The organism is Pseudomonas sp. B21-012, from assembly GCF_024749305.1.
In the GTDB taxonomy this organism is placed as follows: Bacteria; Pseudomonadota; Gammaproteobacteria; order Pseudomonadales; family Pseudomonadaceae; genus Aquipseudomonas.
In genome coordinates, this window is the sequence record NZ_CP087197.1 from 3393331 (window position 1) to 3414410 (window position 21080).

16 protein-coding genes and 1 pseudogene are annotated in these 21080 nt (G+C 64.8%); 10 read left to right on the plus strand and 7 right to left on the minus strand.

Annotated features, from left to right (window positions below; all coding sequences use genetic code 11):
• Positions 1–46 precede the first annotated feature (46 nt).
• Positions 47–1567 carry a nitric oxide reductase transcriptional regulator NorR gene (gene norR / locus LOY37_RS15400; RefSeq protein WP_258715170.1) on the minus strand — a complete coding sequence of 507 codons (1521 nt, stop codon included), beginning with the start codon at positions 1565–1567 and terminating at the stop codon, positions 47–49.
• Between the two features lie 167 nt (positions 1568–1734).
• Here norR and LOY37_RS15405 point away from each other — a divergent pair.
• A pseudogene (locus LOY37_RS15405) lies at positions 1735–2169 on the plus strand (hemerythrin domain-containing protein); the annotation flags it as partial.
• A 138-nt stretch (positions 2170–2307) separates the two neighbouring features.
• On the opposite strand, the gene LOY37_RS15410 reads toward LOY37_RS15405, so the two are convergent.
• From LOY37_RS15410 to vasI, 6 genes are all read right to left on the minus strand, one after another.
• Positions 2308–2745, minus strand: coding sequence for a hypothetical protein (locus LOY37_RS15410; RefSeq protein WP_258715171.1), 438 nt, complete (start codon positions 2743–2745; stop codon positions 2308–2310).
• Positions 2746–2762: 17 nt separating this feature from the next.
• Positions 2763–3953 (minus strand): NnrS family protein, encoded by a 1191-nt coding sequence (locus LOY37_RS15415; protein WP_258715172.1) that lies wholly within the window; start codon positions 3951–3953, stop codon positions 2763–2765.
• A 203-nt stretch (positions 3954–4156) separates the two neighbouring features.
• Entirely contained in the window at positions 4157–5467 is a 1311-nt protein-coding gene (locus LOY37_RS15420; protein ID WP_258715173.1) for a coproporphyrinogen III oxidase, read from the minus strand.
• Positions 5468–5559: 92 nt separating this feature from the next.
• Complete coding sequence (gene tssM / locus LOY37_RS15425) at positions 5560–9168, minus strand: type VI secretion system membrane subunit TssM (protein WP_258715174.1); 3609 nt, start codon at positions 9166–9168, stop codon at positions 5560–5562.
• Between the two features lie 7 nt (positions 9169–9175).
• Positions 9176–10606, minus strand: a complete 1431-nt coding sequence (gene tssA / locus LOY37_RS15430; RefSeq protein ID WP_258715175.1) for a type VI secretion system protein TssA — start codon at positions 10604–10606, stop codon at positions 9176–9178.
• Positions 10594–11271, minus strand: coding sequence for a type VI secretion system-associated protein VasI (gene vasI, locus LOY37_RS15435; protein WP_258715176.1), 678 nt, complete (start codon positions 11269–11271; stop codon positions 10594–10596). The genes tssA and vasI overlap by 13 nt, the downstream gene beginning before the upstream one ends.
• A 298-nt stretch (positions 11272–11569) precedes the next feature.
• Between vasI and tssB the strand changes: the two genes are divergently transcribed.
• The 9 genes from tssB to LOY37_RS15480 all read left to right on the plus strand — a co-directional run bounded on the left by tssB (position 11570) and on the right by LOY37_RS15480 (position 21029).
• Positions 11570–12085, plus strand: a complete 516-nt coding sequence (tssB, locus tag LOY37_RS15440) for a type VI secretion system contractile sheath small subunit (RefSeq protein WP_045197973.1) — start codon at positions 11570–11572, stop codon at positions 12083–12085.
• A gap of 63 nt (positions 12086–12148) precedes the next feature.
• On the plus strand, positions 12149–13627 hold the full coding sequence (gene tssC / locus LOY37_RS15445) for a type VI secretion system contractile sheath large subunit (RefSeq protein ID WP_045197971.1): 1479 nt from the start codon (positions 12149–12151) through the stop codon (positions 13625–13627).
• Positions 13628–14044 (plus strand): type VI secretion system baseplate subunit TssE, encoded by a 417-nt coding sequence (gene tssE, locus LOY37_RS15450; RefSeq protein ID WP_258607080.1) that lies wholly within the window; start codon positions 13628–13630, stop codon positions 14042–14044. It begins immediately after the preceding gene.
• A 7-nt stretch (positions 14045–14051) separates the two neighbouring features.
• Positions 14052–15818, plus strand: a complete 1767-nt coding sequence (gene tssF, locus LOY37_RS15455) for a type VI secretion system baseplate subunit TssF (protein WP_258715177.1) — start codon at positions 14052–14054, stop codon at positions 15816–15818.
• Positions 15782–16807, plus strand: coding sequence for a type VI secretion system baseplate subunit TssG (gene tssG / locus LOY37_RS15460; RefSeq protein WP_258715178.1), 1026 nt, complete (start codon positions 15782–15784; stop codon positions 16805–16807). The genes tssF and tssG overlap by 37 nt, the downstream gene beginning before the upstream one ends.
• Positions 16804–18213 carry a type VI secretion system lipoprotein TssJ gene (gene tssJ / locus LOY37_RS15465; protein WP_258715179.1) on the plus strand — a complete coding sequence of 470 codons (1410 nt, stop codon included), beginning with the start codon at positions 16804–16806 and terminating at the stop codon, positions 18211–18213. Before tssG ends, tssJ begins: the two co-directional genes overlap by 4 nt.
• Before the next feature lie 37 nt (positions 18214–18250).
• Positions 18251–19597, plus strand: a complete 1347-nt coding sequence (gene tssK / locus LOY37_RS15470; protein ID WP_258715180.1) for a type VI secretion system baseplate subunit TssK — start codon at positions 18251–18253, stop codon at positions 19595–19597.
• The gene (icmH, locus tag LOY37_RS15475) at positions 19590–20396 is read left to right on the plus strand and encodes a type IVB secretion system protein IcmH/DotU (RefSeq protein ID WP_258715181.1); all 807 of its coding nucleotides are present in this window, start codon (positions 19590–19592) and stop codon (positions 20394–20396) included. Before tssK ends, icmH begins: the two co-directional genes overlap by 8 nt.
• Before the next feature lie 120 nt (positions 20397–20516).
• A complete protein-coding gene (locus LOY37_RS15480) occupies positions 20517–21029 on the plus strand; it encodes an Hcp family type VI secretion system effector (protein WP_045197961.1) in 513 nt (170 codons plus the stop codon).
• Positions 21030–21080: the final 51 nt, after the last annotated feature.

The following is a 21080-nucleotide window of genomic DNA, read 5'->3' on the forward strand; positions in this document are numbered from 1 at the left end:
AAGCAGCGCCCCGCCCGCACCTTGACCGCCATCAACGCCAGCGGCGTTACTTGAGGCGCAAACGCCTGGCCAGTTTGTGCAGGTTGCTCGGGTCGAGCGCCAGCAGCCGCGCGGCGCTGGCCCAGTTGTCGCCGCTCAGTTGCAGGGCCTGGGCAATGGCCTGGCGCTGGCAGGCGTCGACGGCTTCGCTCAGGGAGCTGAACGCCAGCGCCGGTGGTGCCCCCTGCTCTGCCACTGGCGCGGCTGCCGGCGCACTGTCGAGGTCGAGCACCTGCGGCTCCAGGGTAATGATCAGGTTGCGGCTGCCCTCGCGGCTCAGCTGCTTGAGCGCGGCGCGGCTGATTACATGCTCAAGCTCGCGCACATTGCCCGGCCAGTGGTAAGCCAGCAGCGCCCGCTCGGCCGCCGGCGACAGGCGCAAGCCGCGCAGGCCCAGGCGGGTGCGGTTGAGCTCAAGGAACTGCCCGGCAATCATCAACACATCGTCGCCGCGCTCGCGCAGCGGCGGGATCGGTAGCGGATACACCGACAGGCGATGGTAGAGGTCGGCGCGAAACAGACCGTCGCGGATGCTGTCGGGCAAGTGCCGGTTGGTCGCGGCGATGATGCGCACATCCACGTGCAGCGGCTTGTCGGCGCCCAGGCGCTGGATCTCGCCGTTCTGCAACGTGCGCAGCAGCTTGGCCTGCACGCTCAGCGGCAGTTCGCCGACTTCATCAAGAAACAGCGTGCCACCGTTGGCCGCATCGAAGCGCCCGGCGCGGTCGCTGCTGGCGCCTGAAAACGCACCTTTGACATGGCCGAACAGCTCACTTTCGGCCAGGGATTCGGGCAAGGCCGCGCAGTTGACCTGGATCAGCGGCTTGTGGCGGCGCCGCGATAAACCATGCAAGCGGCGGGCGAACAGCTCCTTGCCGACCCCGGTCTCGCCCAGCAGCAACACCGGCAGTTCGGCGTCGGCGAGCAGTTCGATCTCGTTGAGCAACTGCTGCAGCACCGGGCTATGGCCAAGAATCTCGCTCGCTTCCAGCGGCGCACGCAGGTCCTGGGGTTCGCTGCGCGACAGGCGCAGGCTGCGGTTTTCCTGCTCCAGGCGGGTGACCCGCAGGGCCGCTTCGATCTGCAAGGTGCAGCGTTTGAGTTCATCGCGGGCAGCGCTGTCGAAGGTCCCCGGCTGCAACGCATCGAGAGTGATCGCACCCCACAGTTGGCCTTCTACGTAAAGGCTGACGCCCATGCAGTCGTGCACAGCCAAGGGCTCATGCAGCGCGCTGTCGAGCAGGCCATCGTAAGGGTCCGGCAGGCGGCTGTCGGGTTCGAACCAGGTTGGCTCGCGCGAAGCCATGATCGCTGCCAGGCGCGGATGCCGGGCGATCACGAAGCGCCGGCCGAGGGCTTCGTGGACCAGCCCGACGCTGGCCTGCGGGCGCAGGCTGTCGCCCTCCAGGCGCAACAGCCCGACCGCGCCGCAGTTGAAGTACTCGCGCAGGGTTTGTACCAGGCGCTGCAAGCGCACGGCATTGGGCAGTTCGACGATCAGGTCGGCGGCCAGGCTTTCACGCAGCATGGTAGTTATTACCCTCTATGGTTATCGCTACCCGCAGGCAGGCGGGTAGATTTCACCACAAGCCCGGCGCCAGACCTTGATTTCGGGCAAGTAAAGCTGGCATGGGCGATGCAATCACCCTGGGACACTTTGCCAGCAGAGCAGGCCCCCTGATGAACCCGACCGAACTGATCGCCCATATCCTCACCCGCTACCACGATCGTCACCGTGAGCAACTGCCGGAACTGATCCGCCTGGCCCGACGCGTCGAGCAGGTCCATGGCGGCCACGCCCAGTGCCCCAACGGCCTGGCCGACCACCTGCAGGACATGCAGCAGGAACTTGAAGGGCACATGCTCAAGGAGGAACAGGTGCTGTTCCCGATGTTGCAACGGGGCATGGGTCGCCAGGCGGGTGCGCCGATCCAGGTGATGCGCATGGAGCACGACCAGCATGGTGAGGCGCTGGAGCGTTTGAGCCTGTTGACCAACGACATCAGCGCGCCGGAAGGTGCCTGCAACACATGGCGTACCCTGTACCGTGGGCTGGCGGAATTTCGCGAGGATTTGCTGCAGCATATTCATCTGGAGAACGATGTGCTGTTCGTCAAAGCCCTGGCTTGACGCACTGGCCTCATCGCGGGGCAAGCCCGCTCCTACAAATGGGTCTGTGTAGGCCAAACCTGTGGGAGCGGGCTTGACCCGCGATCGAGCGCGCAGCAGTTGTAATCCAGGCAAGGGCCCGCCTGAGTACGGCGCAGGCTAATGCCAATAGAACATCGCCTTGGCCAGTACCACGATCACCAACATATGGCCAAGAATGCTGCAGCGAATCCAACGCGCACGCCCCTCGCTCAAGTGATCGCGCTTGAGCCAGTACGCCAGCAACAGGTAATGGCCAATGATGCTCAGAGCCAGGACGATCTTCAGGCTCAGCAGGCTGGCAAAGCTGCTGGCCAACGGTTCGCTCAAGGCTGCGCGGTGATGCCAGGCCAGGCCAAGCCCCGCGCCGTACAACAACAGCACCACACCATGCAGCACCTTGCGTGAACGCACCGATAGCGCCTGGTCTACCCCGGCCAGCGCCGCCGCCGGCACGTGGCGGCGCGCCGCCTGCCAGATGAGCAGTTCAAAAAACAGCGTGCCGATAAAGGCGATGGCTGCCAGTAGATGAACCACCAACAAATACGGATACAGCATCCTTCGCCTCCAGGCGCTTAACCAGGGTGCCCGTCGACCCGGGCGCGCAACAGCATCGGCGCATAGCGCCAGGCATACAAGGCAAACGCCAGCACCCAGCACACGCCCGCCAGCCACAAACCGCCCAGCGGCAGCCACAGTACCAGCAACACCCGGCTGACCCCGGCCAGATTGAGCAGGATGAACGCCAGGGTCATCCCCGCCGGCGGCTGCAACGCCCGCCCGGTATGGCCAAGGCTGACCCGGGCGATCATCGCCAGGATCAACCCAGCCATGGCGCCGATGGTCAGGCAATGCACCGCCAGGCTCGGATTCAGCGCCACACCGAAATGCCACAGGGCCATGCCCAGGCAGGCCAGCACCAACCAGGCATAGGCCAGGTGCAGCGACCACAGCAGCGGCACCCGCCACAGCCCGTGGTCATACCAGCGCCACAGGCGTAGCCCGTGGCCGCACGCCAGGGCAGCAAACAGCGCGCCGATCCCGGTATTGGTGGTCAGCGCCGGCCCCGCCGCATACAACAGCGCCACCAGTGCCGAACCCGCCAGCAGCAGCCCGTCGAGCCACGGCCAGGGCACTACCGCCGCGGTGCGGCCCAAGCCGCGCTGGGTGAAGAACGGAATCACCCGCCCGCCAATCAGGCCCATCATCGCCCCGACCAGCCAGATGCCGCCGAGCACGCCCTGGCGCTGCCAACCGTCGTGCTCTTGCACCAGGCCATACACCGACAGGCCATCGACCGCCGTCAACAGCAGCAACACCATCACGATCGGGTAATTGCGTTTTTGCCGCACCTGCCACAGGGTGCGCCCCATCAGCACCGCCACCAGCAGCGGGAAGCCCAGTTCCAGCAGCGCCAGCAACGGCCAGGGCGCATTCACCAACCATGCTACCCGCCCGGCCAGCCAGAGCAACGCCAGGCCGGCCAGCGGCTTGCCGCTCAGGCCCGGCTGGCCGGTCCAGGTCTGCACCGCCGTGAGCACAAAGCCGGCAATGATCGCCAGGCCAAAACCGAACACCAGTTCATGCCGGTGCCAGGCCAGCCAGCCGCCGGCCGGCTGCCAGTTGCCCAGGGTGCCGTTCAGGGCCGCCAGCCACAGCGGTATCGCCAGCACTGCCAGGGCACAGCCCGCGAGGAACAACGGGCGGAACGCCAGGCGCAACAGCGGCACGATGGCCAACGCTTTACGCCGATCAAGAACTTGCATCAAGCCTCTCCTTACCTTGTTCCCGACAGCTCAGCGTGACCCGTCGGACTTGAGCAAGGTAGTGCAAGAGCCATGCCCCTCGCGGTTTGCGGGGCGCGGGCTCGGCCATGGGCTGAATTCGGGGTAACAATGACCCTGCCATGGTTGTTTCTACCCTTGTCATCCAGGGTATTTTCGACCCTCAAAAGAATAGTTGGCCAGGCTCAAAGACCGGCATCGTGATCGACCCATTGCTGCTGTTCGAACAGCTGGCAGATGGCATCCACGTTCACCCGCCCGGCGGGCAATATGCTGATGTGGCGCGCCGAGACCTCGACCAGCCCTGTCCGGCGCATGGCCTCCAGCTGGCGCCAGGCACTGGCGAAGTACTGGCGAAAATCCACGCCGTAGCGGGCCTCGATGGCCTGGATATCCAGCTCCAGGTCACAGGCCAGGCGTTCGCTGACGCCCTGGCGCAGTTGCTCATCGGCCTCGCAGCGCCAGCCGCGGCACGTAGGCAACTGATCGTTGCGCAACGGCTGCAGGTAGTGCGCCAGGGTCAGGGCGTTCTGCGCATAGAGCGCGTCGAACTGGCTGATCGCGCCCAGGCCCAGACCGACATGGTCGCAATAGCCGTGGCGGGTAAAGCCCTGGCAATTGCGCCGCAAACGCCCGCGTTCCTGGGCAATCGCCAAGTCGTCGTCGGCGCGCACGAACTGGCCCAGGCCGATGTGTTGGTAACCTGCAGCCAGCAACTGGGCAAAGCACAGGCGCCGCATCAGCGCTTTGTCCTGCTCGCTGCAGGGTGCCTGCCGGGCACATTGGGCGTAGCGCGCCGGCGGCTGGCTGTAGTCGAAAACTTGCAGGCGGTCGGGCTCAAGCTCGATCAGGGTGGCAAGCTTGCGGGCAAAGCTGTCCGGGGTCTGCCAGGCATGGCCATAGCCCAGGTCGACACTCACTGAGCGAAAATCAAAGGTGCGCGCGGCATCGATCAGTGAATGGATCGGCGCCGGGTTCTGCCAGTCGGCAGCCGACAGCACGCCGCCCTGGCCACAATCGGGCACACCGATACTGACCTGGTTGAAACCCAGGTCGCGCAACAGCCCCATGGTCGCCCACCGGGTGTGGTGCAAATCGACTTCAACAGCGTAGTCACCCAGTTCGTGTGGCAAAAAACTGAAGCGTTGGCGCAGTTGCTCCATCAACCGCTGCAACACCTCAAGGCCTGGAGTGGCACCGCTCAAGCGGAACTGCTCGATGCTCTGGTCGGCCCCCAGGTGGCAGCCGACCAGGGCGATCTCCCGTTGCAGGCCGCGCAGGTAGGCGTCCTGCTCCAGCTCATCGAGCCCGGCCGCCAGTTGCACGCTTAGCGACAATGGCCGGTGCTGCTTGCGGCTCGCGCGCAAGGCGCGCAACACGTCCAGCGAACCGATGCCGGTGTGGAACCTGCGGGTATCGGCATGCCCGCCGGGCTCGCCCGGCCATTGCCCGTGCGCGCTGACGGGCTGCGGGTGGCGATGGTGTAAATCAAGCATGGCGGGCTCCCAGGCGGGCTGCGGAGCCTCAGTGTCTGCCCTGAGCGGCGCACAGGCCTTGATTTGCATCAAGCGCGGCGCGGGGCGCACGGCTATGACTCATCATCGACCGCCAGGCCGCGGCGCGCCTCGAGCAAGGTCCTGGGCAAGGCAAATCCGGCGAAACTGCGCTGGGTCACCGGGTTGTTGGCCTTCTGTACCTCGACCCGGTAGCGCATCAGGCCATCGGCGACGGCAAAGGTCAGATCGACGCTGGTGTCGGTGCGGCCGTTGAGCTGGGCGCGGCTGAGCAGGCGAAACAGCGACCAGGGCCCACGATAGCTGAGGCTTGCGGTGTTACCGCTGCTGTTCACCAGCGTCAGCTGGCTGGCACTGGCACTGCCCAGGTCATTGGGCCAGACCAGCCCGGTGCGCTGCGGCGCGCCATGGCGGTACGGGACCAGTTGGCCATCGATGCTCAGCAGGCTGCTCAGGCGACTGCTGCTCAAGGCCAGGGGTTCGATGCTCAATTGCACTGCCAGGTGGCCGCGGTTGTTGAAGAAGGTGTCACGGATGCGTTCGGCATGCTGCAGTTGCTCCAGCACATCGCTGCGCACCAGGTAGCCACCCAGGGCATCGGAGTACAGGGCGTCGAGGTTGTCCTTGAGGAATACGCTCAGGTACTGGTCCTGAAACTGTTGCAAGCGCCCCTTGGGGCCGAAGAAGCTCTCGAAGTCTTCCAGCGAGGCATCCTCGCCAGCAGGCCTGAACGGGTAACGATTGGCCAGGCGCTCATGGTAGAAACTGTAGACCTCGCTGTCCCAGCGCTTTTCCAGCTCGCCCAGGGCGGCGATCATCAACACCTGCGCGGTCTGGTCGGCAAGCTTTCTGGCCTGCTGGTTGAGCGGTTCGGGCAAGCCGGCGGCGATCCGCTGCAGGTTGGCAATCGGGTCGGCGGCGCCCAGCGCGAAGCGCTGCAACACCGCTTTCAATGCCGCCTTGCCCGGGTCGGGGCTGTCGTGCACAGCCTTGGCGTAGTCGTACACCGCACTGACCGCACGCAGGGTTTCATCATAGTAGGACGGCCGGTCAGCCTGGGCCGTGATCAACTCCGTCAGGCCGGAAAACGCCCGGCGGATCGCCACCGCCTGGGGCGGCCCATCCGTAGCCATTTGCGCACCGGCTAGCGGCTCAACTTCGGCCACCGGCAGCGATGCAAAGATCACCGTATTGTCGCGCAGGGTTTCCAGCAGGCGGCGCACCGGTGCGCCAGGCCCGGTCACCTGCTCCAGCACCGCCACGCCGTGGCCCAGGTCACGAAAATCGACGATCGAAACCTGGCTCAGTGCCCGGCGCCAGCTGTCCACATAGTCGGCGTGGTACAGGGCGCGAACGCGCTGGCCGAGCACCTCGCGGTCATGTTCGGAGTAATCCAGGCGCTGACGTTCGCCGAGTACCCATTGGTCGATCATTGCCAGCTCGATGAGGTTACGGCTACCCGACTCGAAGTAAGCCTTGTAGCCTTTGGCCGTGAGCAGCGGAGCCAGCAACAGGCTGTCGCCCTCACTGGCGGACGGCACCTGGTAGATGATGTCAAAGGCCGGGCCCACTTCGCTGCGCAGGTCCAGCGCCGGCTGCAGACGCGCCTGCGCCTGGCGCTTGAGAGCCAGATAAACCCGCTCGGCCATGGGCCGCTGACGCAAGGCCTGTTGCACCTGGGCGATTTTTTCGTGGTGCTGCGCCAGATCGGCGTCGGCGTACTTCAGCGCGTAGTCGAGGTGGCGCATCAGGTCGGCTTGCACCTGCCCCTGCCCGGGGTAGGCGCGCTGCCATTGCCGAGCCGCCCACTGCTCGACAATGGCCGCCTGGCGATTGCCTCGATCTTCAATCATGCGGTACACGCGCAACGCCTGCAGTTGCTCGTCACTGCCGGTAGGCGCGGTGAAGACAGCTTCCAGGGCGCGGCTGGCGAGGGCCGGCAAAAAGCGCTTGGACAGCAGCTTGAGGTAGGCTTCGTCCACCGTCGGGCCAATCTTCTTGCCCTGGTACAGGCCCATGTCGGACAGCAGCGGCCAGGCCTGACGATAGTCGCCGTACACCGACACCGCGTCACGAATCTGGTCCAGCGGCGCCAAAAGATTACGGCCAGTGGTGTCGACCTTGGCATCGATATCCCGTGCACTGAACTCCTGGCTTTTGGCCAGGACGCTGGCCGCCTTGTCACGGTTGACGCTGAAGTACAGCTGCCACAGCCCCACCGCCAGCAAGCAGCCCAATGAAGCGACGGCAAACCCGGCAAGCAACAGCCGGCGCTTGCTGCGGGCGACCTTGATATTGTCGCCGGCCAGCCCCGCCTCCGGGTAGATGACGCGCTGGAACAGCTGCTGGGCGAAATAGACCACCTTGCCGCCGGCAGGCTTTACCTCGGCTGCCGGCGACGGCAGTTGATAGGATTTGCCGGCCTCGTCGACGAAGGCGTTGCTCAGCGTTCCCTGCTGGTACACCGAGGAAAAGTACACCCCCCGCACCAGTGCCGGCGTGGTGAAGCAGTCACTGCCGAGCATCTCGGCGAAAAAACCCAGCAGTGCCGGACGCAGGCCGGATAACTGGCGCACCAGCGCCACCAGCCGCTGACGCTCGCTCAACGAATGGGCCTGGGCGCAGCTGTCGAACACCTGCGCCCCCAGAAGCTCGACAAACCTGTCGTAACGGCTGGCCAGCTCTTGCTGCCAGGCATCGAAGTCGTCCACTGCCGCCAGGCTGAAGGTGAAGCCCAACAATGCTTCACGCCCGCTCGGCGAAAGCCGGGCAAAGCACTCTTCGAAACCTTCCAGCAGGTCGACCTTGCTCAGGGTCACGTACACCGGCAGGCGGGTGCCCAACTGCCGGGTCAGTTCATACAAGCGTGTGCGCAGCAGGTTCGCCTGGGCCTTGCGCTGCTCCGGCGCCTGGGTCAGCAAGCTTTGCAGGTCAACCACCAGCACCACGCCATTGAGGGCGCGACGGCTGCGGGTGCGGGCCAGCCAGTCGAGCAGGTGCAGCCACAGCCGCTGGTGAGTACCGACGGGGAGCCCCTGCTGAACGCTGTCTTCGCCCTCGGCACTGGCTTGGTGGGGCAATGGCCCTTCAGGCTGGCTGAGCAGTTCGCCCGGCGGGTCGAACAGCACAGCCTCGTCCCCTATCCACCAGTCGATCGGGTACGCCAGATCGGGATCCTGCTGGGCGCTGGCGCCCGCGCGGGTAACCTGGGACAGGGCGAAGCTCTGGTTGGAGCGGGTAATCAGGCTGGTCTTGCCGGCATTCTGCGCCCCGAGCACCAGGTACCAGGGCAGTTGGTACAGCGAGCGACGGCGCTCCATGTTGTTGAGCAGGTGATCGAGGCTGCGCGCCAACGCCCGCTCCTGGGCCTGTACATGGGGCAGGCAGGGGTCGGCCTGGCGCGCCGCCTGCTGTTGGCGCTCGGCCTGAAACGCCTGGTATCGCCGGCGTACCCGCCAGGCCCAGGCCAGCAGCGGCGCTACCAGCACCACGACACTGGCCGCCACGCGCACGGGCAGTGGCGCCAGCGGTCGATGGTCATTCCAGACCCATTGCGGGCCCAGCCACCAGATTGCGCCCAGCACCAGCAGCACGCCCAGCAGCACCAGCAACGCGAGTGACCGGTTGAACTGGCGCAGCATCGGCAGCCGCCAACGCTTGAGGTGACTCCAGACCCTATCCATATTTTCGCTACTCCTTGACTGCAGTGATCAGCGGGTCGGCGCCAGAGCGCTGTGCCACCTTCAGGTACAACTGTGGCTCCCAGCCCTGTGCGCTGGTCTCGCGCATCATCCGGGCAACGCCGGCATACAGATCGTCCGCCAGCCACGCCAGACCGCGGGCGGCCAACAGGTCGGCGGCAATCACCGTGGCATAACAGCGCTGGCGTGGGGCCTGCTGCTCGGCTTGCAGTTCCTGCAAGCGCAACAGCACCACCTCGACGCCTTCGCGATCAAGCTGGGCAATCAGTTCGTCGCGCAGCCCGGCGAACTCCTGCACCGGGCTATGCGCCGCCTCGGGCTGATCGGCGCCGCTGATCCAGGCCAGGGTCTGGGCATCGGCGAACGGCGTGCCGTCGCTGAAGCACAAGCTGGTCAAACCCGGTAAACGGCAGGCGAAGCGTTCGCAGGCCTGGCGAATGGCACCCGCCACTTCGTCCATGGCCAGGCGCGAAGCCACGCTGGCCGCCAAAAAGCTGCCGCGCAACCAGTAGGGTGAGGCGCCAACACTGCGCTCGATGCGCATCAGCAACGCGGGCTCGACGTTGTTGGCGGCCAGGGCGTCGTGGTAGCTGTCGACGATATCCTGGGGCACCGCGCTGAGTTCGCTGCGCCGCTCGCGGGTGACCGACGGCGCGGTGCGTACCGGGGTCCACAGTGCGAAGCGCCGCAACTGATAGCCCACCGGGTCGTAGGGGTCCTGCTGGTTGATCTGTTCAGCCATGTTCAGCAAGGCCCGGCGCTGTTCACGCTCATTGCCCACCGGCGCCGTGCTTGCGAAGAACGCCGGGCTCAGGCCGGCATCGGCAGCTACCGCGCGACCTGCCGGGGCCGGCAGGCAGCGTTCGCGGTACTTGCCCAGTTGCAATTGCAGCGCTTCGATCGCTGCGGGCTCGAGCCGCGTGGTTTCGATGCCGTCCAGCAAGCTGGCCAGGGCCTGTTCGGCGTCGGCCTGGTGAACCTCGGCAAAGCTGCTGCGCTGCAGGCTCGGCAGCGCCTGGCCGAGCCCTTCGAGCAGGCGCAGCACCTGCTTGCGCTTGTTCAGGTAGCCGGTCGGCCCTGGCACCGGGTGGGCACTGTCCCAGTAATGCTCGACCATGCCCGCCAGCAGTGTCAGGGCAGCGCTCCAGTGCCCCCACTCTGCAGTGCGCAGCCACACCACCTGCAGATGCCCGAGAATGCGCAAGTGCTTGCACTGAGTGGCAAGGTACTGACGCGAGGCTTCATCGATGTATGGCCAGTCGATGGTGTTCTCGCGCAGGCCGCCCAGCTTGACCATTTCCTGGTCGATGGCCTGGAAGGTTTCATCTTCCACATCAAAATAACCGGCGGGCCGGTCGGCCTCGATGGGCGCCAACAACTGCGTGAGAGCGCCGGCCGGAAGGTCGATCACCAGCGACATAACTGGCGCTCCTGCTCGATCAGTTCACCCAAACCTTGCGCATCGAAAACCAGCCCGTCCAGTGGCGGGTAATCGCTTTTCACCCTCAGGCGCTGGCCGCCGCCCATGCGCCGCAGCAGGGCAATGGCTTGCAGCCCGCGCCCGGCGTCAACCACCAAACCGGCATCGTCGAGCACTTGCCACGGGTAGGCATCGGCCACCGGCTTGCCGTCCTTGAGCAGTTGCAGGCGGATACGGTTGGGCCCGGGCGGCTCATCCAGCACCAGTTGCACCCGGGAAATATTCGCCTCGCAACTGATCGCAAGGTAGGGCCGCGGCGGGGCGACGCCCAGCGCCGGCGCGGAAATGATCATCCGCTGGCGACTGTCGTCATCGGCTTCGGGCCAGAGCGATGCAAGGAAGCGAAAGTCATCCGCGGCGCGGCGCTGCTCATTGCGCTGCACCAGGTCGACGACAGCCGGCACCAGGCCTACCCACGAAGCCGGGCTCGCCACCGGCGCCGGGCCCGGTGGCGTACCGGCGGCTTCGTCGAAACAGGCCAGGCGCTTGAGCGGCGAAACGATCGCGGTGCAGTCCAGCGGCGCCGCCAGCGCACTGGCTGGCATCAATACCGCTACGCACAGGCCCAGCCACCTGTATCGCCACTCCTTGCCCATAGCGCCCATCGCCACTCCTCAGCTGCAACTCATGCAAGTTTGCCGATAGTTGTTCAGTCGAATAAAACGCATTTAAAGCATCACTCAATTAAAAAATGAAATGCAAGCTGCAACAGGCAAAAAAACAGCAAACCGCCAAATACAGGAAGAGCAAGTAAGAAACATAAACACAGCTTTAAACGTAAATCGGAATATTGGCGAATTATCCTACGCACTAATCAGAACATTTTAGGAAGCATCCGACATGACAAAGGGTATTGGATCCATTCCTAATATAAATGACCTACAGCCTGAAATGGATATTCCCATGTCTAAAATGCACGGTTCCGTCGCCCCCAAAGAGCGCATCAATATCAAATATGTGCCCGCTACCGGTGATCAGCAGGCAGAAGTCGAACTGCCGCTGAAACTGCTGGTCACCGGGGATTTCCTGGGCCGCGGCGATACCTCGAGCCTCGAGGAGCGCCGCCCGGTGCGCATTGACAAGGACAGCTTCAACGCCGTGCTGGCCGAGGCTGAGGTGGGTTTGCAGATGGCAGTACCGTCAACACTGTGCGCCGACCGCGACAATGACTTGAACGTGCACCTGCACTTTCGCTCGATCAATGACTTCGGCCCGGATGCCATCGCCCGGCAAGTACCTGAGTTGAACAAATTGCTGCAACTTCGCGAAGCACTGGTCGCCCTTAAAGGGCCGATGGGTAATGTACCGGCCTTTCGCAAGCACTTGCAGAGCCTGCTCAGTGACGAAGCCACTCGCCAGCGCCTGGCCCAGGAACTCGACCTGGTCCTGGATGCAACAAATACGGTTACCGACGCATAACAACCGCGCAACTAACACTGACTCCCCCTGCCCTGCATCCCAGTTATGAACGGAGAACCCACCATGCCCAAGGAAAGCGCTGCAGCCCAGGTCCTGACGACCGATGAACACGCCTCGCTGCTCGATCAACTACTGGCCAACACCACGATCCGCCCTGCCCAGGAAGGCTACGCCATCGCCCGCCAGGGGGTGGCCGCCTACATCAGCGAGATCCTGCAAAGCGGTGATCACCAGCAACCGGTGAACAAACACCGGGTCGACCAGATGATCAGCGAAATCGACCAGGCCTTGAGCCGGCAAATCGACCAGATCCTCCACCAGCCGCAGTTCCAGCAACTGGAATCGGCCTGGCGCGGTTTGAAGCTGCTGGTCGATCGCACGGATTTTCGCGAGAACATCAAGCTCGAGGTGTTGCATGTCACCAAGGAGGAGTTGCTCGACGACTTCGACAATGCCGGCGACATCACCCGCAGCGGCCTGTACAAGCACGTCTACAGCGCAGGCTTCGGCCAGTTCGGTGGCGAGCCGGTGGCCGCGATGATCGGCAACTACACCTTCGGCCCGTCGTCGCCGGATATCAAGTTGCTCGGCTACGTGGCAGCGGTTGGCGCCATGGCCCATGCGCCGTTCGTGATGGCCGCAGGGCCTGAGTTTTTCAACCTCAAGAGTTTCCAGGAGCTGGCCGCGGTCAAGGAAGTCAACGACATCTTCGAAGGCCCGGCGCATGCCAAATGGCGCGGTCTGCGGGACATGGAAGACGCCAAGTACCTGGCCGCGACCCTGCCGCGCTTTTTGTTGCGCTCGCCCTGGCACAGCACCGAGAACCCGATTCGCAGCTTCTGCTACGACGAGGGCATCGACGCCAATCACGATCACTACCTGTGGGGCAACACGGCGTTTTTAATGGCTTCACGCATCACCGAAAGCTTTGCCCGCTACCGCTGGTGCCCGAACATCATCGGCCCACAATCGGGCGGTGCGGTCGATGACCTGCCGGTGCACCTGTTCGAAGCCATGGGCCAGTTGCAGGCCAAGATCCCCACCGAAGTGCTGATTTCCGATCGCAAGGAATTCGAGCTGTCCGAAGCCGGCTTCATCCCTCTGACCATGCGCAAGGACAGCGACAACGCGGCGTTCTTTTCGGCCAACTCGGTGCAAAAACCCAAGACCTTCCCCAAGACCCGCGAAGGCCAGCAAGCGCAGACCAATTACAAGCTGGGCACCCAGCTGCCCTACCTGTTCATCGTCAATCGCCTGGCCCATTACATCAAGGTGCTGCAACGCGAGCAGATCGGCAGCTGGAAGGAGCGCCAGGACGTCGAGCGCGAACTGACCACCTGGCTCAAGCAATACGTTGCCGACCAGGACAACCCGTCCGCCGACGTACGCAGCCGCCGGCCCTTGCGCGCCGCGCAGATCGAAGTCCAGGAGGTGGCCGGCAACCCGGGCTGGTACCAGGTCTCGCTGGCGGTGCGCCCGCACTTCAAGTACATGGGCGCCAACTTCGAGATCTCGCTGGTTGGCCGCCTGGACACCCAGTAGATGAGCGTCAACAGCCTGTTCGAACGCCTCGAGCCCGACGCCCCGCACTACCGCCCGGGCACGGCGCAGAGCCAGGCCCGGCAGGCGATCGAAGCGATCAAGCGGCACCTTGAACAGGTGCTCAACGCCCGTCAGGGCTGCTCGCAAAGCAGCCCTGAACTGGGCCTGCGCGATTTCAACGGTGCCGCCCAGGGCAGCAACGACCTGCTGATCGCCATCAGCGCCGACATTCGCCGCTCGGTCGAGGCATTCGAGCCGCGGATCAAGGTCACCGGTGTGCGTTATCAGCCTGACCCGGACCTGCCGCTGGAGCTCAACTTTCGCCTCGACTGCCAGGTACGGCTCGAGCACAGGGAAGAACAGGTGCAACTGGAAGTGGCCATCCATGGCCGCGACGGCTACACCCGGGTGAAGTGAGAAAACCATGAGCTTGAAACAACGCTTTGCCGATGAACTGCGTTACCTGCGCGAGCTGGGCCGCGAGTTTGCCGAAGACAACCCGCAGCTGGCGCAGTTTCTCGGCGATCAGGCCGGCGACCCGGACGTCGAGCGCCTGCTGGAAGGCTTCGCCTTTCTCACCGCCAAGCTGGGCATGAAGATCGACGACGACCTGCCCGAGCTGACCCATCCGTTGCTGCAGATGCTCTGGCCCAACTACCTGCGCCCACTGCCCAGCGCCACCATCGTGCGCTTCGAGCCGCGGCCTGACGCGATCACCCGGCGCAAAGTGCTGCCCAAGGGCACGCGGTTGTTCGCCAAGCCCGTGGATGGTGTGTCGTGCGAGTTTCGCACCTGTACCGAAGTCAGCCTGTTCCCCCTGGCCATGCAAGAGGTCAGTGATGCGCACAGCCGCGAGACCTCAATGCTGCGCATCGATCTCAAGGTGCTGACCCCGCAACCGCTCAACAGCCTGGAGTGCGAGCAACTGGATTTTCACCTCAGCGGTGACGACGCCACGGCCCAGACCCTGTACCTGTGGATTGCCCACTACCTGAAACGCCTGACCCTGCAGATCGATGGCAACACCTACGGGCTGTCGGCCGAGAACATCGGCTTTCCCGGGTTCAGCGCCGAAGAGGCGCTGCTGCCCTACCCGCGCAATGTCTTCGACGGCTACCGGATACTGCAGGAGTACTTCGTCTTCCCCCAGCGCTTTCACTTCTTCAGCCTCACTGGCCTGGCGCGGGTATGGCCGGCGCTGAGCTGCGGGCAGATTCGCTTCGAGTTCGAATTCTCCCGGCCCATGCCGGCCAACATGCGCCTGTGCACCCGCGACCTGCAGCTGTACTGCGCACCGGCGGTCAACCTGTTCAGCCAGGATGCCGAGCCCATTGCCCTCGACGGACGCCAGCTGGAGCGGCGCATCCGGCCTGCGGGCAAGCACCCTGAAGCGTATGAGGTGTTCAGTGTCGACCGGGTGGCCGGCTGGGATGCCAGCGACAAGGAACGCCAGGGCGAGCCACTGCGCACCTTCACCCCTTTCGAGTCGTTCCAGCACGAGATCGAACTCGCCCGCGGGCGCACCGCCCTGTACTTTCGCACCCACATCGAAGAATCCCATGGCCGTGATGGCCTGATCCATCGCATCGCCTTTGTCCGCGGCGACGAGAGCCTGTACATCGGCGAGCGCGAAACCGCCTCGATCGAGCTGACCTGCAGCAACCGCGACCTGCCCCAGGCCCTGGGGGTCGGCGATCTGTCGTTGTCGACCGAGGCGACGCCTTCGTTCGCCACCTATACCAACCTGATCGCACCGACCCACGCCTACCGGCCGGTACTCGACAGCAGCCTGCACTGGACGCTGATTTCCAACCTGTCGCTCAACTACCTGTCGCTGCTGTCGGCCGAGCCGCTCAAGGCGGTGATTCGCGCCTACGACTTTGCCGCCCTGCATGACCTGCAGCAGGCCCGGGCCACACGCAAGCGCCTCAATGGCATTGGAAAGGCCCAGACCTGCGCGGTCGACTGGCTGATGAAGGGCCTGCCGGTGCGCGGCCTGCAGACCTGCCTGCACCTGGACCAGCAGGCCTTTCTCTGCGAGGGCGACCTGTACCTGTTCGCCAGCGTGTTGTCACGCTTCTTTGCCCTCTACGCCAGCATCAATTCCTTCCATCGCCTGGAAGTGATCAACACCACCAACAACGAGCACTATGAATGGCCACTGTTGACCGGCAGGCAACCCCTGATCTAGCCCAAGCGCTGCTGGCCGACGCCCGCAACTATTCGTTCCATCGCCTGCTCGAGCACCTGCACGCCCTGCACGGCGACGACCTCGAAGCACTGCCTGCGGCCCTGGCCACGCGCCGCCGGGTTCGCCTGCAGAGCCAGGCCAGCCTCGGCTTTCCGGCGTCCGACGTAACCCAGGCGGGCGTGCTGGCTGATGACGGCAGCGGCAACCAGCGTTATCGGGTGCAGACCAGCTTCTTCGGCCTGCAGGGCAGCGACTCGCCCCTGCCCGCCTACTACCTCGACCGCCTGGCTTACGAGCAGGCCCAGGAGCGCGGGATTCGCCCGGCATTCCTGGACTTTTTCAATCATCGCCTGCTGACCCTGCTGCACCAGAGCTGGCGCAAGTACCGCTACTACATCCGCTTCCAGCCCGGGGCCCGCGACCGTTTTTCGCGTTATGTGTTTTCTCTGATCGGCCTGAACGACAACGACCTGCGGGGTGCTACGCCCTTGCCCTGGGGCCGCCTGCTGAGCTTTGCCGGGCTGATCGCCAGCCGCAGCCGGCCGCCGTCGATGGTGTCCGGCATCGTCGAGCATTGCTTCGATGTACAGGGCGTCTACCTACGTGAGTTCGAACGGCGCACCGTGCCCGTGCCCTCGCGCCAGCGCCTGGTGCTGGGCGAGCGCAACGGCCAGCTGGGCAACAGCTTCGTGGTTGGCGAGCGCACCCGGACCCGCGCCAGCAAATTCACCCTGGTGATCCCCAACCTGTCCCAGGCGCGCTTTCGCCAGTTTCTGCCCAGTGGTGCGCAGTTCGCCCGCCTGCGCCAGTTGCTGGAGTTTCTGCTGCGCGACGTGACCGCCTACGATCTGGAGCTGCGCCTGTGCGCAGAGGACGTACCACCGTTCAACCTGCAGCGCCAGGGCGGTACCCACCTGGGCTGGACCAGCTTCATCGAGAGCCAGCAACAGCGCCACCCTGCCGTGGTACGGATCAGGGGGCGCGCATGAAGCTGACCCTGGTGATCGCTAATCCGGCGCAGCTGCTGCATGGCTGCCTGCCCAGCCGGGGCATGGATTACCGCGGCGGCCTGATCGGCAGCCACGGCTGCGACTGGCTGCTGCGTGACCGCTCTGGCCGCGTGCGCCCGCAGCACTGCCGGATCCACTGGCATGAAGGCCGCTTCTGTGTCACCGACCTGTGCGACGGCACTTACCTCAATGGCCATGACCTGCCCCTGGGCCGCGGCGCCACCGTTCGCCTGAACGAAGGCGACTGGCTTAAGGTCGGTGTCTACCGGATCGTCGTGCACCTGCACAGCGCTGCCTGTGCCGACGATGACCCACGCCACCTGAGCCAGCGTTCGCTGGCCGAGCTGCTCAGCGGGCACGAGGACGGCCTGGAGGACTGGCACGCCAATACCCGCCCGCTGCAGCCAGCGCCTGTGCCTGCCCCGGCCTTGTGCGCGGATTTCGATCGCCTGTGCCGGCCACTGGATCCGCGCGAACAGCACGACCCGTTGCTGGGCCTGGGCGCGCCGCCGTCGATGCCACTGGCAACAGCCCATCGCCAGCCCTCACCCAACCACCGCCACCCACCTGTTGCGCGTGGCAGGAAACACCCGGCAGCGGCCAGCTCACTGCGCCTGGGCCTGTTGCTGCTGGCAGCCCTGACCCTCGGCGGCTGCACACTGCTGGGCAAGCTCGGCCAGGTGATCGTCGACCCTTCGACGCCGGTGGGCGGCCCCGATGATCAACCCAGCTACTACTCGCTGAGCCTGCACGCCAGCGATGACGTCAACCGCCGCCTGGTCACCCCCGGCAACGCGCCAATGGCCGCCGAACACCCCGCCGAGGCGCCCTACCGCCTGGACATCAAGGCCAGCAGCTCCCAGGCCCTGGCAGACAAGCTGCAAGCGGTGCTCGAGCATCTGTACGAAAACGCCCCGGCGCAATCACCCGTCCTTGAGGAACCTGAGCCTGAAGCCCGGGCGTCCTGGGTCGAGGCGTCGGCGCTGGGCGATTATCAGGCTGCCGGCGTTCAGTTGGCTACCTCGGCACAGCACCTTGCCCCGCAACTGATTGCCACGCCGGTGGCGTTCAGGGTCCTGCAACTGAGCGACGACTCGTTGCTGATCAGCGCCAGTGCCCAAGCCCTGGCGCTCGACCTGAGACACGCCCTGGGCAGCACCTATATCCGCGTCGACGACTACCTGTTGCGGCCCGGCCAGTTCAAGTTCATCGACCCACAGCCCCTTGATGAGCAGACGCGCTTCGTCGCGGTGATCGCCGACTACCACAACGAGGAGGTCAGCCAGTGGAAGCAGCTGCTGCGCGTCGAACCCAAGGGCCGGCGCTACGCGTTGCTGGTCGAGCTTGGCCAGGCGCAAGTCGAGCTCAAGGGTGAAACCCGATGACGCCAGCTTGCGCCCCTTACCTTCAGAGAGCCCGACAATGAGTTCACGCAACCCGGTCATTTGGCACGAGGGTTTGTTCGTCAAACCCCAGCACTTCCAGCAACAGGCACGCGCTATGGAGGCCGCCGCGCAACAGCGGGTCGAGAGCCTCAACCCGGCGCCGTACGGCTTCAGCGAGCTGGAGCTGAACAACGAGTTCCTCAATTTTGCCAAGGTGGCGATCAATCGTGCGCGGGGCATCCTGCCTGACGGCAGCGTCTTCGACATCCCCGGCGACCTGGCCCCGCCGGCGCCACTGGAAATCAGCGACAGCGGCCTGGTCAACCAGGTGGTCTACCTGACGCTGCCGCTCAAATCCGCCGTAGGCCTGGAGGTGCGCTGGCCCGAGCAGTACGCCAACAGCCGCTACATCGCCCAGCGCAAGCCAGTGCATGACATCCACAGCGAAAGCGGCGACCAGGTGGAAATGAACCTGGCGGTCCCCAACCTGCAACTGATGCTCGAACGCGATGACCGCAGCGCCTTCACCAGCATTGCCGTGGGCAGGATCCACGACAAGCGCCCCGACGGCAGCCTGGTGATGGACGAGCAGTTCTATCCCACCAGCCTGTCATTGCAGGCGGTGCCGGCGCTGCAGCGCTACCTGGGCGAAATCACCGGGCTGATGCGTGAACGGGCGCGCAACCTGGCCGAACGCATCGGCTCGCCCGGGCAGTCCGGGGTGGCCGACGTCACCGACTTCAACCTGCTGCAAACCCTCAACCGCTGGTACCCGCTGTTCCAGCACCTGAACCGGCAACGCCACATCCACCCCGAACGCCTGTACATCACCTTTGCCCAGGCCTGCGGCGAGCTGGTGACCTTCACCGAGCAAAGCCACCTGCCCGAGGAATGCCCGGCCTATCAGCACGACAGCCTGCACCAGTGCTTCAAGCCCCTGGAACTTACCCTGCGCCGGGCCCTGGGCACGGTGCTGCAACCACGGGCGGTATCGCTGCCGATCGAAACCCTGGAGTACGGCGTCATGAGCGCCGCACTGGGCGACAAGCGCCTGCTGGACAACGCCGAGTTCATTCTGGCGGTACGCGCCAGCCTGCCGCTGGAGACCTTGCGCCAGCAGTTGCCGCGGCAGATCAAGATCAGTTCCAGCGAAACCCTGGGCCGGCTGATCAGCCTGCAACTGCCGGGCATCCCCTTGATCCCCCTGCCGGTGGCGCCACGCCACCTGCCGTTCCACGCCGGCTTCAGCTACTTCGAACTCGACCGCCACGACCCGGCCTGGCAAAGCCTGCACAGCGCCAGCGGCTTTGGCCTCCACATCGCCGGTGACTTCCCTGAGCTTGAGCTGCAGCTGTGGGCCATCAGGAGTGAAAAAGATGCGTGATGCCAGCCAGGAGCCGAGCAATCAAGAGCTCCACTTTGACGCGGTGCTGCACAAAACCGGCAACCCCGCCGGCGCTCCCGGGCCGCTGCGCTGCGACCCGCAGTTCGACTTGCGCGGGCTGTCGTGGAACCCGCTGTGTGATGCCGCCATGCCGCTGATCGGGCTGGTCCTGCGCCTGCATAGCCTGGACGCGCACGATGAGGTGCTGGCCTTGCGCCAGAGCATTCACAACCAGATCGTCACGGTAATGGAAGAAGTCGCCCAGCTCGACTACCAACCCAGCACTCTCAAGGCCTACTCCTACAGCCTCTGCCTGCTGGTGGATGAAGTGGTCATGAGCAGCGCCTGGGGCTTTCATGGCGAGTGGCGACAGCAGCCGTTGCTCAGTGCCTTGCACCATGAATCCTGGGGCGGCGAAAAGTTCTTCACCCTGCTGGCGCGCATGTCCAGCGAAGCGGCCAAGTACCAGCACGTCCTGGAGTTCATGTACCTGTGCCTGTGCGTGGGCCTCAAGGGCAAGTACGGCAAGCAGGCCAACGGTGAGGTCGAGGTGCAGAAGATCATCACCCAGTTGCACGGCGTGCTGCGCCCGCTCAGGGGCGAAACGCCCGCGCAGTTGACCGAGCCGCTGCGCAACATTGCCCCACGCAATTACCGGCTCAAGCGCAGCTTGCCGCTGTGGACACCCTGGGCCCTGGCCGCCGTGGTCCTGGTGGGCGCCTACAGCGCCTACGCCCTGCGCCTGAACAGCATCAGCGAACAGGTGCTGGTGTCGCTGGAACGGATTCTCAGCCTTTGAACGATTTTCAGCGCGCCCCCGGGCGCCTGCAAAGCCTGGCCCATCGGGCCAACACACTCACCGTCATGGCGACGGTGGCGACCTGCGGGTCGTTCAATCGAACGCGACACGGAGCATGTCATGCCAACACCTGCCTACATCAGCATCCACGGCCAGAACCAGGGCCACATCACCAAGGGCGCCTTCACCGCCGACTCGGTCGGCAACGTCTATGTCGAAGGCCATGAGGACGAGATCCTCGCCCAGGAAATCGATCACCAGATCACCACCCCGACCGACCCGCAGAGCGGCCAGCCGTCAGGCCAGCGGGTGCACAAGCCGCTGATCTTCACCAGCGCCCTGAGCAAGGCCTCGCCGATGCTCTACCAGGCCCTGGCCACCGGCGAAATGCTGCCGACTGTCGAGGTGAAGTGGTTTCGGACCTCGGTAGACGGCAAGCAGGAGCACTTCTTCACCACCAAGCTGGAAGACGCCACCGTGGTCGACATCCACACCGTGCTGCCCCATGCCCAGGACAGCGACAACGCCAACTACACCCAGCTGATCAAGACCAGCCTGGCCTACCGCAAGGTCAGCTGGAGCCATGAAGTGGCCGGCACCGAGGCCTCTGACGACTGGCGCAAACCGGCCTAACCGCTGCGCCCGTACCGTTGCGCCACGGCTCGCCTGTGGCGCACCCCTTTC

Bases quoted from the DNA above. Each gene is read 5' to 3' on its own strand.
- norR (WP_258715170.1), bottom strand. From the start codon at position 1,567: ATGCTGCGTGAAAGCCTGGCCGCCGACCTGATCGTCGAACTGCCCAAT.
- LOY37_RS15410 (WP_258715171.1), bottom strand. From the start codon at position 2,745: ATGCTGTATCCGTATTTGTTGGTGGTTCATCTACTGGCAGCCATCGCC.
- LOY37_RS15415 (WP_258715172.1), bottom strand. From the start codon at position 3,953: ATGCAAGTTCTTGATCGGCGTAAAGCGTTGGCCATCGTGCCGCTGTTG.
- LOY37_RS15420 (WP_258715173.1), bottom strand. From the start codon at position 5,467: ATGCTTGATTTACACCATCGCCACCCGCAGCCCGTCAGCGCGCACGGG.
- tssM (WP_258715174.1), bottom strand. From the start codon at position 9,168: ATGGATAGGGTCTGGAGTCACCTCAAGCGTTGGCGGCTGCCGATGCTG.
- tssA (WP_258715175.1), bottom strand. From the start codon at position 10,606: ATGTCGCTGGTGATCGACCTTCCGGCCGGCGCTCTCACGCAGTTGTTG.
- vasI (WP_258715176.1), bottom strand. From the start codon at position 11,271: ATGGGCGCTATGGGCAAGGAGTGGCGATACAGGTGGCTGGGCCTGTGC.
- tssB (WP_045197973.1), top strand. From the start codon at position 11,570: ATGTCTAAAATGCACGGTTCCGTCGCCCCCAAAGAGCGCATCAATATC.
- tssC (WP_045197971.1), top strand. From the start codon at position 12,149: ATGCCCAAGGAAAGCGCTGCAGCCCAGGTCCTGACGACCGATGAACAC.
- tssE (WP_258607080.1), top strand. From the start codon at position 13,628: ATGAGCGTCAACAGCCTGTTCGAACGCCTCGAGCCCGACGCCCCGCAC.
- tssF (WP_258715177.1), top strand. From the start codon at position 14,052: ATGAGCTTGAAACAACGCTTTGCCGATGAACTGCGTTACCTGCGCGAG.
- tssG (WP_258715178.1), top strand. From the start codon at position 15,782: ATGGCCACTGTTGACCGGCAGGCAACCCCTGATCTAGCCCAAGCGCTG.
- tssJ (WP_258715179.1), top strand. From the start codon at position 16,804: ATGAAGCTGACCCTGGTGATCGCTAATCCGGCGCAGCTGCTGCATGGC.
- tssK (WP_258715180.1), top strand. From the start codon at position 18,251: ATGAGTTCACGCAACCCGGTCATTTGGCACGAGGGTTTGTTCGTCAAA.
- icmH (WP_258715181.1), top strand. From the start codon at position 19,590: ATGCGTGATGCCAGCCAGGAGCCGAGCAATCAAGAGCTCCACTTTGAC.
- LOY37_RS15480 (WP_045197961.1), top strand. From the start codon at position 20,517: ATGCCAACACCTGCCTACATCAGCATCCACGGCCAGAACCAGGGCCAC.